This is a genomic window from Azospirillum sp. OGB3, from assembly GCF_014192915.1.
Taxonomy (GTDB): Bacteria; Pseudomonadota; Alphaproteobacteria; order Azospirillales; family Azospirillaceae; genus Azospirillum.
The window spans coordinates 87,900-104,641 of sequence record NZ_JACHYN010000017.1 but is presented as its reverse complement, the minus strand read 5'-3'; the positions used below and the strand labels follow the sequence as shown (position 1 = coordinate 104,641).

Below are 16,742 nucleotides of genomic sequence, written 5' to 3'. Positions count from 1 at the left end.
TAATTTGCCGAACGACGAACTGTTTCCCCTCCGGCTTATACCCGAATTGCCCGAGTACCGGAATGGGAAAGGGGCAGCCCGCGGCGGACCGCCCCTTCCTTTTCACCCCCAAGGTCCGGAGGCCGGACCCGGATCAGATGCGGGCCAGGGCCGGCTCCTTGAAGTGCTCCTGGTATTCGGCGACCGCCTTGCTCTCGTCGAACTCGCCTTCCATCTTGGCAACCACGATGGTGGCGACGCCGTTGCCGATCAGGTTGGTGATGGCGCGGGCTTCCGACATGAAGCGATCCACGCCGAGCAGCAGCGCCAAACCTTCGATCGGCAGGTGGCCGGTGGCCGACAGGGTGGCCGCCAGCGTCACGAAGCCGCCGCCGGTGACCGCCGCCGCGCCCTTGGAGGTCAGCATCAGCAGGCCGAGGATGGTGAGCTGCTGCCAGATCGTCAGGTCGATGTTGAAGGCCTGGGCGATGAAGATCGCGGCCATCGACAGGTAGATGGAGGTGCCGTCGAGGTTGAACGAGTAGCCGGTGGGGATGACGAGGCCGACGACGTGCTTGGAGCAGCCGAACTTCTGCATCTTCTCCATCATGCGCGGCAGCACGGACTCCGAGGAGGAGGTGCCGAGCACGATCAGCAGCTCGTCCTTGATGTAGCGCAGGAAGGTCAGGAGGCTGAAGTTGTACAGGCGGGCGATGCTGCCCAGCACGACGAAGACGAACAGCGCCATGGTGATGTAGACCGCCGCCATCAGCTGGCCGAGCGAGGTCAGGGATGACACGCCGTACTTGCCGATGGTGAAGGACATCGCGCCGAAGGCACCCAGCGGGGCGACGCGCATCAGGATGCCGATCACGCCGAACATGGCGTGCGACACCTTCTCGAACATGTCCTCGACCACCTTGCCTTTCTGACCCATGGCGGACAGCGCGACGCCGAAGATCACCGCGAAGAACAGGATCTGCAGCATGTCGCCCTTGACGAAGGCGCCGACGACGTTGTCCGGGACGATGTTGACCAGGAAGTCGATGGTCGTGTGGTTCTGCGCCTCGGTCGCGTATTTGGCGACGGCGTCGGCCTTCAGCGAACCGGCCTGGATGTTCATCCCCGAGCCCGGCTTCACCAGATTGACGACCAGCAGGCCGAGCCCCAGTGCGAAGGTGGTGACGATCTCGAAATACAGGATCGCCTTGCCGCCGACCTTGCCGACCTTCTTCATGTCGCCGATCGAGGAGATGCCGGTGACCACGGTCAGGAAGACGATCGGGCCGATGACCATCTTGATCATCTTGATGAAGACGTCGCCCAGCGGCTTCATCTGCACCGCAAGAGCCGGATAGAAATGGCCGAGCAGAATGCCGATGGTGATCGCGGTCAGAACCTGAACCGTCAGGTTCGTGTAGAATGGCTTTTTCTGGGGCTGTCCTTGGGCGTGCATGGTCGTCTCCTCGTGGCGTTCCTGAAATGGGCTGCCGCTCTTGTCTCGCGGTCGGCGGCCTGCCCGTCATACCCCTCTGGAAGCAAGCGGTGTGCCAAAGACAAAAGTGAGGAATCGCAGCGCTCTGACGGAGCGCGTGGGTCAGAATCCGCACGACAGGGGTGGAATCCATGTGCGAAAATCCGCACATCGCTCCCTCCGTGCGATCTCTTGTTGCGGCGCAGCATGAATTGAGGACCGTTGGTTAGGATCGCCCCCACCCGCTGGACATTTTCGCAAAGCCGCGACTGGCTCGCCCGGCGGTTGCCGGTCCTGTTCGCCCGTCCGCGAAGGGTGATGCTGGCCGTGCTGGTCGTCGGCATGCCGCTGGCCGCGGCGGTGGCCGCGGGTCTGGCGGCGGACAACGCCAGCGAGTCCCTCCGCGAACAGGGGTCGGCGCAGCTGTCGCTGTACGAATCCAACCTGCGCACGGAGCTGGAGCGCCACGCCGCCGTGCCGATGGTGCTCGCCCGCGACCAGGAGGTCGCCGACCTGCTGCGCGACCCCAGCCCGGAGCGGGTGGACCGCCTGAACCGCAAGCTGGAGGCCATCGCGGCGACGCTGAAGGCGTCCGCTTTGTATGTGATGAACGGGACGGGAACCACCGTCGCGGCCAGCAACTGGAACGCCTCGCCCAGCTTCGTCGGGCAGAATTTCAGCTACCGCCCCTATTTCCAGTCGGCCATGGAACAGGGGGAGGGGCATCACTTCGCGCTCGGCACCACCTCGCTCGTCCCCGGCTACTACACGGCGCAGCGGGTGGTGGCGGAAAACCGCACAGATGGGCGGGCGGGCGGGCGGCCGGCCGGCGTCGTGGTCCTGAAGGTCGGTTTCCACGAGCTGGAACGGGCTTGGTCGCACGGCCAGGAGAAGGTGCTGGTCTCCGACCGCGACGGCGTCGTCTTCATCACCAACGTCGAGGGCTGGCGCTACAACGCCCTGCCCCGCCGCCTGCCGGTCACGTTGCCCGCCGCGGCGGCCCCCGCGACCGAGGAGATCCCAACCCTGCCCTGGGCCTTCGGCGGGGCGTCCGACCGCATCACCCTGCGGGAGGGCAACGCGGAGCGGCGCTACCTCCTGCAGTCCGCCGCGGTGCCCGGCGGCGACTGGACCATCCATGCCCTGACCAGCCTCGCCCCGGTCGCCACCCGCGCCCAGCAGGCCGGGCTGCTCGCCGCCGCGGTGGTGGCGCTGGCCGCCCTGACCGGCCACGCGCTGGCCCAGCGCCGCCTCAACCTCGTGGAGCGGCTGGCCCTCCAGGAAGAGGCGCGGGCCGAGCTGGAGCGCCGCGTGGCCGCCGCCACGGCGGAGCTGCGCGCCACCGAGAACGAGCTGACCCAGGCGGCGAAGCTGGCGGCGCTGGGCCAGATGTCCGCGGCCATGGCGCACGAGATCAACCAGCCGCTGGCCGCCATCCGCAGCTTCGCCGACAACGCGGTGGTGCTGCTGGAGCGCGGACGGCCGGACGCGGTGCGCGACAATCTGGCGGAGATCGCCGACCTGACCGACCGCATGGCCGCCATCACCCGCAGCCTGAAGGGCTTCGCCCGGCGCGCCTCGGGCACGTTGGGCGCCGTCTCCGCCGCCGCCGCCGTGGGGCAGGCGCTGGCCCTGCTGGAGGCCCGGCTGCGCCGCGATTCCGTGACGGTGGACACCGACCTGCCGGACGGCCCCCTGCTGGTCACCGGTGAGGACGTGCGGTTGCAGCAGGTGCTGGTCAACCTGATCGGCAACGCCGCCGACGCCATGCGCGCCTCCCCCCGCCGCCATGTCCGCATCACCCTGGCCGAGGAAGGGGAGGAGGCGGTGCTGACCGTCCGCGACAGCGGCCCCGGCATCGCGGAGGCCGACCTGCCACGCATCTTCGTGCCCTTCTTTACGACCAAGGAGGCGGGCGACGGGCTCGGCCTCGGCCTGTCGATCAGCCACGGCATCGTCGAGGATTTCGGCGGCAGCCTGACCGCCGCCAACCACCCGGAGGGGGGCGCCCTCTTCACCATCCGCCTCAAGCGCAGGGATTCCCAGACATGACGACCGGCAGCACCGCCCCGGGCGGCACCGTCCTTTTCGTGGACGACGAGCGGTCCGTCCGCCTCGCCGGGCAGCAGGCGCTGGAACTGGCCGGCTTCGACGTCACCGCCTGCGACGGGGCGGAACGCGCGCTGCGCCATCTCGGCCGCGACTGGCCGGGGGCCCTCGTCACCGACGTGCGCATGCCGCAGATCGACGGGCTGGAACTGATGGAACGCGCCCTGGCGCTGGACCCCGAACTGCCGGTCATCCTGATCACCGGCCACGGCGACGTGCCGATGGCGGTGGAGGCGATGCGGCGCGGCGCCTACGACTTCCTGGAAAAGCCCTTCCCCTCCGACCGGCTGGTCGAGGTGACGCGGCGCGCGGTGGAGAAGCGCCGGCTGGTGCTGGAGAACCGGCGCCTGCGCGACCAGCTGGCCGGGCTGCCCGCCGGGGAGGTCTCGCCCATCGTCGGGCGGACGCCGGGGATCGAGCGGCTGCGCGGCGCCATCGCCGCGGTGGCCGACACCGACGCCGACGTGCTGGTGCTGGGCGAGACCGGCACCGGCAAGGAGATGGTCGCCCGCGCTCTCCACGCCGGCAGCGGCCGGCGCAAACACCCCTTCGTCGCCCTGAACTGTGGCGCCATGCCCGAAGCGATCTTCGAGAGCGAGCTGTTCGGGCACGAGGCCGGGGCCTTCACCGGGGCCGGCAAGCGCCGCGTCGGGCGCATCGAGCACGCCAGCGGCGGCACGCTCTTCCTCGACGAGATCGAGAGCATGCCGCTGTCGCTCCAGGTCAAGCTGCTGCGCGTGATCCAGGAGCGGGTGGTGGAGCCGCTCGGCTCGAACGAGCTGATCCCCGTGGACCTGCGCGTCGTCGCCGCGACCAAGGTGGACCTGCGCAAGGCGGCCAGCGAGGGCAAGTTCCGCGAGGATCTCTATTACCGGCTCAACGTCGTCGTGGTGACCATCCCGCCGCTGCGCGACCGACGCGACGACATTCCCCTGCTGTTCCAGCATTTCGTCGTGCAGGCCGCCGCCCGCTACAACCGCGAGCCCCGCGCGCCCAGCCCGGCTCAGGTGCAGCGGCTGGCGGCCCACGACTGGCCCGGCAACGTGCGCGAGCTGCGCAACGCCGCCGACCGCTTCGTGCTGGGGCTGGACGACACGCTGTCGGCGGTGGGCGGCACGGCTCCGGCGATGGCGGCGGGACGCAGCGGCCTGTCGCTGGCGGAGCAGGTCGACCTGTTCGAGAAGAGCCTGATCGAAAGCGAGCTGGCCCGTTGCAAAGGCAGCGTGAAGGCCGCCATCGAGGCGTTGAACATCCCCCGCAAGACCTTCTACGACAAGCTGAAGCGCTACGGGCTCAGCCGCGAGGATTTCGTGGAGTGATGAGCGCTCATTCCGCGGCCAGCGCGTGGGCGAAGGTCTCCACCCCCTGCACGCCGGCCGCGCTCAGCCCGTAGGTTCCCTTGGCGATGCGCTCGAACCAGCCGTAGACGTTGCGCTGGAGGATGGCCGCGGCGTCCTTCGGCGCCCCGGCGGCGCGCAGCGCCTTCAGCGACAGCGGCCCGGCGGTCAGCAGCCGGGCGCAGCGCAGCGCGTCCTGGCGGTAGGCGGTAACGATGGGCACGCGGGTGGAACCGCCGCGGTTGGGATCGCCCCGGCGCCGCGCGTGCTCCCCCAGCAGGCGGGCGGCGCGCGTCCTGTCCTTGCGCGGGCTGTAGGGAACGGGGTCGAGCAGAACCTCCACCTCATGCCCCGCCGCCCGGCCGGTGTCGACGATCAGCAGGCCGACGCCCAGCCGCCGGCACAGCTTGCGCACCCCGCTGTCATGGGGCGACGCGCCGCTGGCCTTGCGCCCCGGCTGCGGCACGGCGAGATAGACGGTGTCGGTCAGGGCGAGCCGGTCCACCCCCTGAAGCAGCAGGTCCAGGGTGAAGCGCTTCTTCAGCTCGACGATCAGCGGCGGCTCGGCCCCTCGCACAGCGACGAGGTCGCAGCCGTGGATCTCAGCCTTCACGTCATAGCCCTGGGCTTCGAGGAAGGCTTTGACCGGGGCGTAGAGGTCGGTTTCGGCGGTGATGGGCAAGTGAAGAAACTCTCGCTACGACTCTCACTCTACGCCCTTCTCCCACAGAGCGAGGAAGGACAGTAAGGCCCTTCAGAATAGCCGCCTGTCCTCGCTGAACACACCATGCTTCGCAACGAATTCATCATAGGCATTCAGCGCCGGGCGGTTTTCCTCCAACCAGCGCATCTGCCCATCGGTCAAATCCCAAGGCGCAGGGGCCTCGTCGGCCACTGCCTTAGGAGCGCGAGCAAAGGAGACCCCATCCTCTGTCCTCACGCCGCGGCCTTCTGCTTGCGCAGGATGGCCAGGATGTCGGAGGCGGCCTTCGGGATGTTGGTGCCGGGGCCGTAGATGGCGGCGGCGCCTGCCTTGTAGAGGTAGTCGTAGTCCTGGGGCGGGATCACGCCGCCGCAGACGACCAGGATGTCCCCGGCGCCCTGGCGGCGCAGTTCCTCGACCAGTTGCGGGACCAGCGTCTTGTGGCCGGCGGCCTGGGACGACACGCCGATGACGTGCACGTCGTTCTCCACCGCCTGACGGGCGGCCTCCTCCGGGGTCTGGAACAGCGGTCCGATGTCCACGTCGAAGCCGATGTCGGCGAAGCTGGTGGCGATCACCTTGGCGCCGCGGTCGTGGCCGTCCTGGCCCATCTTGACGACGAGGATGCGCGGGCGGCGGCCTTCCTCGGCGGCGAAGGCGGACACCTCCTCCTGGATCCTCTTGAAGCCCTCGTCGCCCTCGTAGGCGGCGCCGTAAACGCCGGAAACCGAACGGATGACCGCCACGTGGCGGGTGAAGGCCTTCTCCAGCGCGTCGGAAATCTCGCCGACCGTGGCGCGGGCGCGGGTGGCCTCCACCGCCAGGGCGAGCAGGTTGCCGGACTTCTCCGTGGCGGCCTTGGTCAGCGCCTCCAGGGCGGCGCGGCACTTGGCGTCGTCGCGGTTGGCGCGGACCTGATTGAGGCGGGCGATCTGGGATTCGCGGACCGCCGTGTTGTCGATGTCCAGCACGTCGACCATCTCGGGGTTCTCCGGACGGTACTTGTTGACGCCGACGATCACCTCCTCGGCGCGATCGACGCGGGCCTGCCGGCGGGCGGCGGCCTCCTCGATCAGCAGCTTGGGCATGCCGCTGTCCACCGCCTTGGTCATGCCGCCCAGATCCTCGACCTTGTTGATGAGGTCGAGCGCAGCCTTGGCGAGGCTGTGGGTCAGATTCTCGATGTAGTAGGAGCCGCCCAGCGGATCGACCACGTTGGTGACGCCCGACTCCTCGGCGATGATGAGCTGGGTGTTGCGGGCGATGCGGGCGGAGAATTTGGTCGGCAGGCCCAGCGCCTCGTCGAAGGCGTTGGTGTGCAGCGACTGGGTGCCGCCCAGCACCGCGGCCATCGCCTCGATGGTGGTGCGGATGACGTTGTTGTAGGGGTCCTGCTCGGTCAGGCTGACGCCGGAGGTCTGGCAGTGGGTGCGCAGGGCCAGCGATCGGGCGTCCTTCGGGTCGAACTTCTGCTTCATCAGGGTCGACCACAGCAGGCGCGCGGCGCGCAGCTTGGCGATCTCCATGAAGAAGTTCATGCCGATGGAGAAGAAGAAGGACAGGCGCGGCGCGAACTTGTCGACCGGCAGCCCCTTGGACATGGCGGCGCGGACGTATTCGAGGCCGTCGGCGATGGTGAAGGCCAGTTCCTGCACCGCGGTCGCCCCGGCCTCCTGCATGTGGTAGCCGGAAATCGAGATCGAGTTGAACTTCGGCATGTTCAGCGCCGTGTACTCGATGATGTCCGCGATGATCCGCATCGAGGGTTCGGGCGGGTAGATGTAGGTGTTGCGGACCATGAACTCCTTGAGGATGTCGTTCTGGATGGTCCCGCTCAGCTTGTCCTGGCTGACGCCCTGCTCCTCCGCGGCGACGATGTAGCCGGCGAGGATCGGCAGCACCGCGCCGTTCATGGTCATCGACACCGACATCTTGTCGAGCGGGATGCCGTCGAAGAGGATCTTCATGTCCTCGACGCTGTCGATGGCGACGCCGGCCTTGCCCACGTCGCCGACCACGCGCGGGTGGTCGCTGTCATAGCCGCGGTGGGTGGCGAGGTCGAAGGCGACCGACAGGCCCATCTGCCCGGCCTTCAGGTTCGCCTTGTAGAAGGCGTTGGACTCTTCGGCGGTCGAGAAGCCGGCGTACTGGCGGATGGTCCAGGGCTTCACCGCGTACATCGTGGCGCGCGGGCCGCGGGTGAAGGGCGGGAAGCCGGGCAGACTGTCCAGTTCCAGGCCATCCAGATCGTCGGCGGTGTAGAGGGCCTTGACGTCCAGCCCCTCCGGAGTCTTCCAGACGAGGTCGTCGAGCGTCCCGTTGGCGCCCAGGTCCTTGGTGGCCAGGGCCTGCCAGTCGGCCTGGGTCTTCTTCGGGAATTCGCTCATGGGACGTCTCCTCGACACGGCTTCTTGGTTCGAATGATTTGAAACGATCAATGAATGGGAGGGTCTTGCCCCACCCGGCCCTCCCCCGCTTCGCAGGGGAGGGAGAGTTAGTCCCCTCCCCCGCCCAGCGGGGGAGGGTTAGGGTGGGGGCAAGCAAGCCCCCCTACCCTCAGCCCTGCGACCGGCGGGCGACGACCTTCCAGGCGGCCTGCATGATCGCGGCACCCAGCGCCGTCTTCAGGACCGTGGCGGCCAGGAACGGCGTCAGGCCGAGAGCGACGGCCTTCTCGCCGCCGAACAGGACGGCCATCCAGGCCACGCCTGGGACGAACAGCAGGGCATGGCCGATCGCCAGGGCGCCGACGGCCTTCAGCGGGCTGCGGTCCCAGCCACGCTCGGCCAGCCAGCCGGTGACGCCGGCGGCCAGGACGAAGCCCAGCAGGTAGCCGGCGGTCGGACCGGCCATGTAGGCCGGGCCGGCGCCCGGACCGGCGAAGACCGGCAGGCCGGCGAGGCCTTCCAGCAGGTACAGCAGGACCGTCGCCGTGGCGAGGCGGCTGCCGTAGGCCATGCCGAGCAGGATGACGACCATGCTCTGCATCGTCATCGGAACCGGCCAGAACGGGACCTGGACCTTGGCCGAGGCGGCCAGGAGCAGGCTGCCCAGAACCGCCGCGGTGGCGGCGGTGAGCAGGCCGCCCCGCGGGGCGACCGTTTCGAGAAGCGAAGCGGCACGCTGCGTCAGCGTGTTTGCGAAAGCCATCGTCCTTACCTTTCCCTATATGTCGGAGCCCGCTTGGCTCACGCGAACTCCAGGATCTTCTGATCGACCGCCAGGCTGGAGCCGGGCGTCGCGTGCACCTTGGACACCGTGCCATCCTGCGCCGCGCGCAGGATGTTTTCCATCTTCATCGCCTCGACCACGGCCAGCACCTCGCCGGCCTTGACCTCCTGCCCCTCAGTCACGGCGACCGAGACGAGCAGGCCGGGCATCGGCGACAGCAGGAACTTCGACATGTCCGGCGGCGCCTTCACCGGCATCAGCGCGTCGAGCCGCGCGGCGTTGGGCGTCAGCACCTTGACCAGCGCCTGGCTGCCGGAGTGGGACAGGCGGTAGCCGACGCCGACGCGGTCCACCTGGACGCAGACATGCGCGCCGTTCACCGTGCCGCGGAACAGCGGCTGGCCGAGCATCCAGTCGCTCCACACCACATGGTGCCGGCCCTCGAAATCGACGGTGTAGCCGATGCGCTGCGGGCTGCCCTCCGTCGGGTGGACATGGACCGGATGCTGCGCGCCGTCCATCACGACGACCCAGTCGTCGCGCACCCGGACCTTGTTGCCCGGCATCTTGCCGGTGATCTGGATGTCGCGGTCGTTCAGGCAGCGATGGATCACCGCGGCGACGGCGATCAGGACCGCCGGGTCGTCCGGCGGCAGGTCGGAGGCGTGGAAGCCGGTCGGGTATTCCTCGGCGATGAAGTTGGTGGTCAGCCGGCCTTCGACGAAGCGCTGGTTGGCCATCAGCGAGGCGAGGAACGGGATGTTGTGGCTGACGCCGCGGATGTAATACTGGTCCAACGCCTCGCGCATGCGGGCGATGGCGGCGTCGCGCGTCGACCCCCAGCTGCACAGCTTGGCGATCATGGGGTCGTAGTACATGGAGATTTCGCCGCCCTCGTAGACGCCGGTGTCGACGCGGACGTGCGGGTCCTCCGACGGCGGGCGGTAGTGGGTCAGCCGGCCGGTGGAGGGCAGGAAGTTGCGGAAGGGGTCCTCGGCGTAGACGCGGGACTCGATGGCCCAGCCGTGGAGCTTGATGTCGTCTTGGCGAAGCGTCAGCTTCTCGCCCGCCGCGACGCGGATCATCAACTCGACGAGGTCGAGGCCGGTGACCAGCTCGGTGACCGGATGCTCCACCTGGAGGCGGGTGTTCATCTCCAGGAAGTAGAAGTTGCGCTCGGCGTCGACGATGAACTCGACCGTGCCGGCGGACTTGTAGTCCACGGCGCGGGCCAGCGCCACGGCCTGCTCGCCCATCGCCTTGCGGGTGGCGGCGTCGAGGAAGGGCGACGGCGCCTCTTCGATGACCTTCTGGTGGCGGCGCTGGATCGAGCATTCGCGCTCGCCCAGATACAGGGCGGTGCCCTGCCCGTCCGCCAGCACCTGGATCTCGATGTGACGCGGCTGCTGGATGTACTTCTCGACGAAGACGCGGTCGTCGGCGAAGGAGGAGCGCGCCTCGTTCTGGGCCGAGCGGAAGCCTTCGCGGGCCTCCTCGTCGTTCCAGGCCACGCGCATGCCCTTGCCGCCGCCGCCGGCCGACGCCTTGATCATCACCGGGTAGCCGATGTCGCGGGCGATGGTCACCGCCTCGCTGTCGTCGGCGATGACTCCCAGATAGCCGGGCACCGTGCTGACGCCCGCGGCCTTGGCCAGCTTCTTGGACTCGATCTTGTCGCCCATCGCCTGGATGGCGTGGGCGTCCGGACCGATGAAGGCGATGCCGGCGGCGGCCAGCGCCTCCTGGAACTCGCGCTTCTCGGACAGGAAGCCGTAGCCGGGATGGACGGCCTGGGCGCCCGTCTTCTTGCAGGCGTCGACGATGCGGTCGATCAGCAGGTAGCTCTGCGCCGAGGGGGCGGCGCCGATGTGGACGGCCTCGTCGGCCATCTCGACGTGCAGGGCGTTCTTGTCGGCGTCCGAATAGACGGCAACCGTCTTGATGCCCAGGCGGCGCGCCGTGCGGATGACGCGGCAGGCGATCTCGCCGCGGTTCGCGATCAGGATCTTTGAGAACAGGGTCGTCATGGGGCGGCGCGCCTTCAGAGCGGGATGTTGTCGTGCTTGCGCCAGGGGTTCTGGAGCTGCTTGTTCTTCAGCATGGACAGCGCCTTGATGACGCGCCGGCGGGTGCCGTGCGGCATGATGACGTCGTCGATGTAGCCGCGCGACGCCGCCACGAACGGGTTGGCGAACTTCTGCCGGTATTCCTCGGTGCGCGCCTCGATCTTGGCGGCGTCGCCGATGTCGCCGCGGAAGATGATCTCCACCGCGCCCTTCGGCCCCATCACCGCGATCTCCGCCGACGGCCAAGCGTAGTTGATGTCGCCGCGCAGATGCTTGGACGCCATCACGTCATAGGCGCCGCCGTAGGCCTTGCGCGTGATGACGGTGATCTTCGGCACGGTGGCCTCGGCGTAGGCGAACAGCAGCTTGGCGCCGTGCTTGATGATGCCGCCGTACTCCTGCGTCGTGCCGGGCATGAAGCCGGGGACGTCCACCAGGGTCAAAATCGGAATTTCGAAGGCGTCGCAGAAGCGCACGAAGCGCGCGGCCTTCTTCGAGCTGTCGATGTCCAGGCAGCCGGCCAGAACCATCGGCTGGTTGGCGACGATGCCGACCGTGCTGCCGTTCATGCGGCCGAAGCCGATGATGATGTTCTTGGCGTAATCGGGCTGAAGCTCGAAGAAGTCGCCCTCGTCGACCGTCTTGAGGATCAGCTCCTTCATGTCGTAGGGCTTGTTCGGGTTCTCCGGCACCAGCGTGTCGAGCGACAGGTCGTCGCGGTCGATCGGGTCGGTGCAGGGACGCTCCGGCGCCCGCTCGCGGTTGGAGGCCGGCAGGAAGTCGATGAAGCGGCGCAGCTGGAGCAGCGCCTCCACGTCGTTCTCGAAGGCCATGTCGGCGACGCCGGACTTGCTGGAATGGGTGATCGCCCCGCCCAGTTCCTCCGCCGTCACCACCTCGTGCGTGACCGTCTTGACCACGTCCGGGCCGGTCACGAACATGTAGGAGCTGTCCTTCACCATGAAGATGAAGTCGGTCATGGCCGGCGAGTACACCGCACCGCCGGCGCACGGCCCCATGATCAGGGAGATCTGCGGGATGACGCCCGAGGCGTTGACGTTGCGCTGGAACACCTCGGCGTAGCCGCCGAGCGAGGCCACGCCCTCCTGGATGCGCGCACCGCCGGAATCGTTCAGGCCGATGACCGGCGCGCCGACCTTCATCGCCTGATCCATGATCTTGCAGATCTTCTCGGCGTGGGCTTCCGACAGCGAGCCGCCGAAGACGGTGAAGTCCTGGCTGAAGACGAAGACGAGGCGCCCGTTCACTGTGCCGTGACCGGTGACCACGCCGTCGCCGGGAACCTTCTGGCCTTCCATGCCGAAGTCGTTGCAGCGGTGCTGCACGAACATGTCGAACTCCTCGAACGAGCCTTCGTCGAGGAAGAGTTCGATGCGCTCCCGCGCGGTCAGCTTGCCCTTGGCGTGCTGCCCGGCGACGCGCTTTTCGCCGCCGCCCAGCCGCGCACCGGAGCGCATGGCGTCCAACTTGGCCAGAATTTCTTGCATCAGGCGTTTCCCACTTTGGCGAGCGGCGGAGGATCTTGCGAACCTTGTGGCAGCGGTCCCCTCACCGGAACGCCTGGATTATTCACAAGATTTGCAACAGGGCAATTGGCCGGGCGGGAAAAATGTGCGAAGTTGCGAACATCTTTGCAAACGCAGCGCGCGGTTTGCCAAGATTGCAAATATGCACTTCGGCATAATCTCCGGGTGGTAGGCGTGTCCATGCAGAAGCTCTTCCTCGGCTACAAGCTCCGCCGCCTGCGCGAGCAGCGCGGGCTGACCCAGGCGGCGCTGGCCAAGACGCTGGACCTGTCGCCGAGCTATCTGAACCAGATCGAGAACAACCAGCGCCCGCTGACCCTGCCGGTGCTGCTGAAGATCTCCGCCGTGTTCGAGGTCGACCTGTCCAACTTCGTCGAGGACGAGGACAGCCGTCTGGTTGCCGACCTGCGCGAGGCCCTGGCCGACCCGCTGTTCGCCGGGGCGCCCCTGACCAACGCCGAGCTGCGCAGCGCCGTGGGCTCCAGCCCGGAGCTGGCCCGCCGGGTGCTGAGCCTGCATCAGGCCTACCAGAAGCTTCACGAGCGGGTGCAGTCGCTGGCCGACAGCCTGTCCAACCAGGAGCCGAGCGACGCCTTCGCCGGGCCGCAGTTCCCCTATGAGGAGGTCCGCGACTATTTCCACTACTGCAACAACTACATCGGCCCGCTGGACGAGGCGGCGGAGGCGCTATGGAACGCCGAGAAGATCCACTCCGGCGCCCTGCTGAACGAGCTGGCCGCCTATCTGAAGCGGCGGCACGACGTGCGCGTGAAGATCGTCGCCGACGACGGCGAGACGGCGATGCGCAGCTACGACGGCAGCACCGGCACGCTGCGCCTGTCCGCCCTGCTGAACGGCCCCAGCCGCGCCTTCCACATGGCGCACCAGATCGCCCTGCTGGGCTTCGGCGACGTGATTGAGGATCTCGTCGTCCAGGCGAAATTCTCCAGCGAGGACGCGCGGTCGATCTGCCGGGTCGGGCTCGCCAACTATTTCGCGGGGGCTCTGGTCCTGCCCTATCGCGCCTTCGCCGCCCAGGCCCGCGCGTTGCGCCACGACGTGGAGCAGTTGCAAAGCCGCTTCGGCGCCAGCTTCGAGCAGGTTTGCCACCGGCTGTCCACCCTGCAGAGGCCGGGGGCGCGGGGTCTGCCCTTCTACTTCGTGCGGGTGGACATGGCCGGCAACATCACCAAGCGCCATTCGGCGACGCGCTTCCACTTCGCGCGCTTCGGCGGCGCCTGCCCGCTGTGGAACGTGCACGAGGCCTTCGCCCAGCCCGGCAAGATCCTGGTGCAGTTCGCCACCATGCCCGACCGCACCACCTACATCGGCATCGCCCGCACGGTGACCAAGCGCGGCGGCGCCTATCTGAAGCCGTCGCGCCAATTCGCCGTCGGGCTGGGCTGCGAGGCGACGCACGCCAACGAGATCGTCTACGCCGCCGGCATCGACACCTCCAACGAGGCCGCCGCGGTGCCCATCGGCGTGAACTGCCGCATCTGCGAGCGCACCGACTGCCAGCAGCGCGCCTTCCCGCCCATCGGCAGCCAGCTGTCGGTGGACGAGCACCACCGCAGCTTCGTCCCCTACCTGTTCACCCAGGAGGGGCGGACCGTGGAGAAGGCCTAAGCGGTTGGCGATTCCGCTTCGGCGGCTCTATCATCCGCGGCCCAACCGACAGGATCACGACATGACGACGCCCACCGCCCGGCCCCTGCCCCAGAAGACCATCGGCGTCCTCGGCGGCATGAGCAACCAGGCCACCGCCGAATATTACCGCCTGCTGAACGACGGGCTGAACGCCCGCTTCGGCGGCTGGGACAACGGCGAGATCGTCATCGTCAGCGTCAATTTCGGCAACATCGAGCATTTCGTCCGCCGGAACGAGTGGGATGCCGCGCACCGCTACCTGTCCGGCAAGGTCGACGCGCTGGAGCGCGCCGGGGCCGACGTGATCCTGTGCGTGTCGAACACCATGCACCGCGTGGTCGAGCCGATCATGGCGGAGCGCGCCACCCCCTTCATCCACATCGCCGACCCGACCGGCGCGGCGATGCGGGCCGCCGGCCTGTCGCGGGTCGCCCTGCTCGGCACCATGCCGACGATGCGCTCCGAGGACCTGCACCACCGCTACAAGGAGCGCTTTGGGGTCGAGATCATGGTGCCGACGGACCCCGACAAGGAGACCGTGGACCGCATCATCTTCGACGAGCTGGTGCGACGCGACCTGCGCCCGGAGTCCAAGGCCCAATACCTGGAGATCATCGACCGGATGGCCGCCGACGGGGCGCAGGGGGTGATCCTCGGCTGCACCGAGATTTTCCTGCTGGTCGATCAGGCCGACCGGCCGGATATCCCCATGTTCAACACGACGGCGCTCCATACCGACGCCGCGGTGGCCTTCGCGCTGGGCGACTAGGCCACCGCCCGCCTCTTCCAGGCACGTGGCGCCTAGGATGGCGCCCGTCCGGTGGCGGACGCAGCCTTCAGGCGGCGGATCATGGCGAGCGCCTCCGGCGGCGGCCGGCGCTCCACGCGCCGATAAACACTTCCGTCGCGCGTCCGGTCGAGCAGACCGAAATCGTACAGCTCCCGGCGCAGCAGGACATGGTCGCCGAAGCGGTGGGCGTTGCGCAGGAGGCCGTTCACCTCGCCCTCGCTCATCGCCCGGCCGGCGAAAATCCGCGACCACAGGACCCACAGGCACAGGTCCCGCTCGCTCCGCTTCGGCGGCCAGCGCAGCAGGACGCCGGGCGCGTCGAAGCAGCGGGCCACCTTCAGCACCCGGACCGGATCGACCGGCGACGCTGTTTCGAGCGCCGCGCCGGGACGGTCCTGTGCCGTCATCCGCTCCGTCGTCTGAACCGGGGCCTGCGTCCGGAAATGCTGGAAGTTCCGGCAGCCGACCGCCTTGGCCAGCATGTTGAGCCATTCGACATGGCCGGGCGGCTCGGTCCGGCCAGCGAGTTGCGCGCGCAACGAGCGCGCAAGCGCGGAAATATCGTCCGCGCTGTAGGGCAGCGATGTCCTGGACATGGAATCATCCTCACAACGCGCCAATCCGCGAAGGGATGCCGGTGGTCGCCGACTTCCGACGCGGCACGCGATGAGGTGTCGGTCGAGAGAGTGTCGTGGCAGGTTTAGCTCCCCTCGACGGGGCGACGACGCCTTGGTGAACTGCCGACCAGAATGGCTTTCTAGCGCAAGGCGGCGGCGGCGGCAACCCACAGTTCGCCGCCCCCGGCTGTGACGAGCCGCTCCGCCCGCCTTGTCAGAGGCTCTGCGCGACGCGTTCAATCCTTGATCGCCGCAGCCCGGTCCGAAGCGGGAGCCTTGTCCGCTCCCGTCCGGTAGCGGACCGGCGAGACGCCCATGATCCGCCGGAACGTGGCGCTGAAGGCGCTGTCGGACAGATAGCCGAGCGAGGCGGCGATCGTGGAGACGGGTTCCTGCCCCCGCCGCAACCGCGTGGCGGCAAGGCGCATCCGCCAGCGCAGCATGTAATCGATCGGGGGAATGCCCACGCGCTCACGGAAGGCCGCGGCGAAGCTGGAGCGCGACCGCCCGGCGATGCCCGCCAGTTCCGCAAGCGTCCAGTTGCGGCACGGCTCGGCATGGATGGCGCCAAGGGCCCGGCCGATGGAGGAATCCAGGCTTGCCGCCAACCAATTGGCACCCTGCGGCGGATGTTCGCTCAGATGCGTCCGCAAGGCGTGAACGAACATCAACCGCAGCAGGTCGTTGCAGACGAGTTGAGACCCCACGCCCCCGGCACGCCATTCCCGGTCGAGCTGGTCCAGAAGCCAGCCGATCGGGGCGGCTCCCGGGACGTCGCCGGGGATCATCAGCAGCCGTGGCAGCAGGTCGAACAGCAGGCCGCCGTCCAGCCGGTCGAACCGCACGCTGCCACCGAGGAAGCGCACCTCGTCCCCGGCTGCGCCGGGCACGCCGTTCCCCGCGTTGACGTTGGCCTCACCGCCCGGCGCCTGGAACACTTGCGCAGCCGGGACGGGGGGCAGGTCCGGCGCGCTCGCCAGGACGAAGCCACCGCGCACCACCACGAAGCAATCCCCGGCATCGAGGCGCCGCGGCGCTTCCCTCCCATCCGGCCCATCCGGCCCATCCGGCCGAATCCAGCAGGTCCCCGCGGTCATCACGTTGAACTTGATCGTGTCCGGCGGCTGGAAGCGGATCGACCATGCGCCCCGGGCGACGAGACGCGCGGAGCACAAGGTCTGAGCCTGCATCAGGCGGAGCACGTCCGACAGCACGTCGGCGGGCGCGTTCTGGACGATCACGACAGGATTCCGGACGGAGCGGGATGGATCATCCGGCGCATATAGGCGACAAGGGCGC

Annotated in this window: 12 protein-coding genes; 4 read left to right on the top strand and 8 right to left on the bottom strand. The window is 68.4% G+C overall.

Annotated features, from left to right (window positions below; translation table 11 throughout):
- Window positions 1-133 precede the first annotated feature (133 nt).
- Complete coding sequence (locus FHW79_RS26210) at window positions 134-1,435, bottom strand: dicarboxylate/amino acid:cation symporter (RefSeq protein WP_183181619.1); 1,302 nt, start codon at window positions 1,433-1,435, stop codon at window positions 134-136.
- A 240-nt stretch (window positions 1,436-1,675) separates the two neighbouring features.
- Here FHW79_RS26210 and FHW79_RS26205 point away from each other — a divergent pair, with 240 nt between their 5' ends.
- Window positions 1,676-3,505, top strand: coding sequence for an ATP-binding protein (locus FHW79_RS26205; protein WP_247884610.1), 1,830 nt, complete (start codon window positions 1,676-1,678; stop codon window positions 3,503-3,505).
- Complete coding sequence (locus FHW79_RS26200; RefSeq protein ID WP_183181618.1) at window positions 3,502-4,881, top strand: sigma-54 dependent transcriptional regulator; 1,380 nt, start codon at window positions 3,502-3,504, stop codon at window positions 4,879-4,881. Before FHW79_RS26205 ends, FHW79_RS26200 begins: the two co-directional genes overlap by 4 nt.
- Window positions 4,882-4,888: 7 nt before the next feature.
- Here the strand turns inward: FHW79_RS26200 and FHW79_RS26195 are convergent, their stop codons facing one another.
- The 5 genes from FHW79_RS26195 to FHW79_RS26170 form a co-directional block, all read right to left on the bottom strand.
- A complete protein-coding gene (locus tag FHW79_RS26195; protein WP_183181617.1) occupies window positions 4,889-5,581 on the bottom strand; it encodes a DUF2161 family putative PD-(D/E)XK-type phosphodiesterase in 693 nt (230 codons plus the stop codon).
- 254 nt (window positions 5,582-5,835) lie between these two features.
- Entirely contained in the window at window positions 5,836-7,989 is a 2,154-nt protein-coding gene (gene scpA, locus FHW79_RS26185; RefSeq protein ID WP_183181615.1) for a methylmalonyl-CoA mutase, read from the bottom strand.
- Between the two features lie 169 nt (window positions 7,990-8,158).
- The gene (locus tag FHW79_RS26180; protein WP_014198536.1) at window positions 8,159-8,752 is read right to left on the bottom strand and encodes a biotin transporter BioY; all 594 of its coding nucleotides are present in this window, start codon (window positions 8,750-8,752) and stop codon (window positions 8,159-8,161) included.
- 38 nt (window positions 8,753-8,790) lie between these two features.
- Complete coding sequence (locus FHW79_RS26175; protein WP_183181631.1) at window positions 8,791-10,791, bottom strand: acetyl/propionyl/methylcrotonyl-CoA carboxylase subunit alpha; 2,001 nt, start codon at window positions 10,789-10,791, stop codon at window positions 8,791-8,793.
- A 23-nt stretch (window positions 10,792-10,814) separates the two neighbouring features.
- Window positions 10,815-12,347: an acyl-CoA carboxylase subunit beta gene (locus FHW79_RS26170; protein ID WP_183181614.1), complete on the bottom strand. Its 1,533-nt coding sequence runs from the start codon at window positions 12,345-12,347 to the stop codon at window positions 10,815-10,817.
- A 219-nt stretch (window positions 12,348-12,566) separates the two neighbouring features.
- Between FHW79_RS26170 and FHW79_RS26165 the strand changes: the two genes are divergently transcribed.
- Window positions 12,567-14,015 carry a short-chain fatty acyl-CoA regulator family protein gene (locus FHW79_RS26165; protein WP_183181613.1) on the top strand — a complete coding sequence of 483 codons (1,449 nt, stop codon included), beginning with the start codon at window positions 12,567-12,569 and terminating at the stop codon, window positions 14,013-14,015.
- A 61-nt stretch (window positions 14,016-14,076) separates the two neighbouring features.
- Window positions 14,077-14,805: an amino acid racemase gene (locus tag FHW79_RS26160; protein WP_183181612.1), complete on the top strand. Its 729-nt coding sequence runs from the start codon at window positions 14,077-14,079 to the stop codon at window positions 14,803-14,805.
- Window positions 14,806-14,837: 32 nt separating this feature from the next.
- Here the strand turns inward: FHW79_RS26160 and FHW79_RS26155 are convergent, their stop codons facing one another.
- Together FHW79_RS26155 and FHW79_RS26150 are read right to left on the bottom strand one after the other, a co-directional pair.
- Window positions 14,838-15,422: a DUF2087 domain-containing protein gene (locus FHW79_RS26155; RefSeq protein WP_183181611.1), complete on the bottom strand. Its 585-nt coding sequence runs from the start codon at window positions 15,420-15,422 to the stop codon at window positions 14,838-14,840.
- A gap of 257 nt (window positions 15,423-15,679) precedes the next feature.
- On the bottom strand, window positions 15,680-16,684 hold the full coding sequence (locus FHW79_RS26150) for an AraC family transcriptional regulator (protein WP_183181610.1): 1,005 nt from the start codon (window positions 16,682-16,684) through the stop codon (window positions 15,680-15,682).
- Window positions 16,685-16,742: the final 58 nt, after the last annotated feature.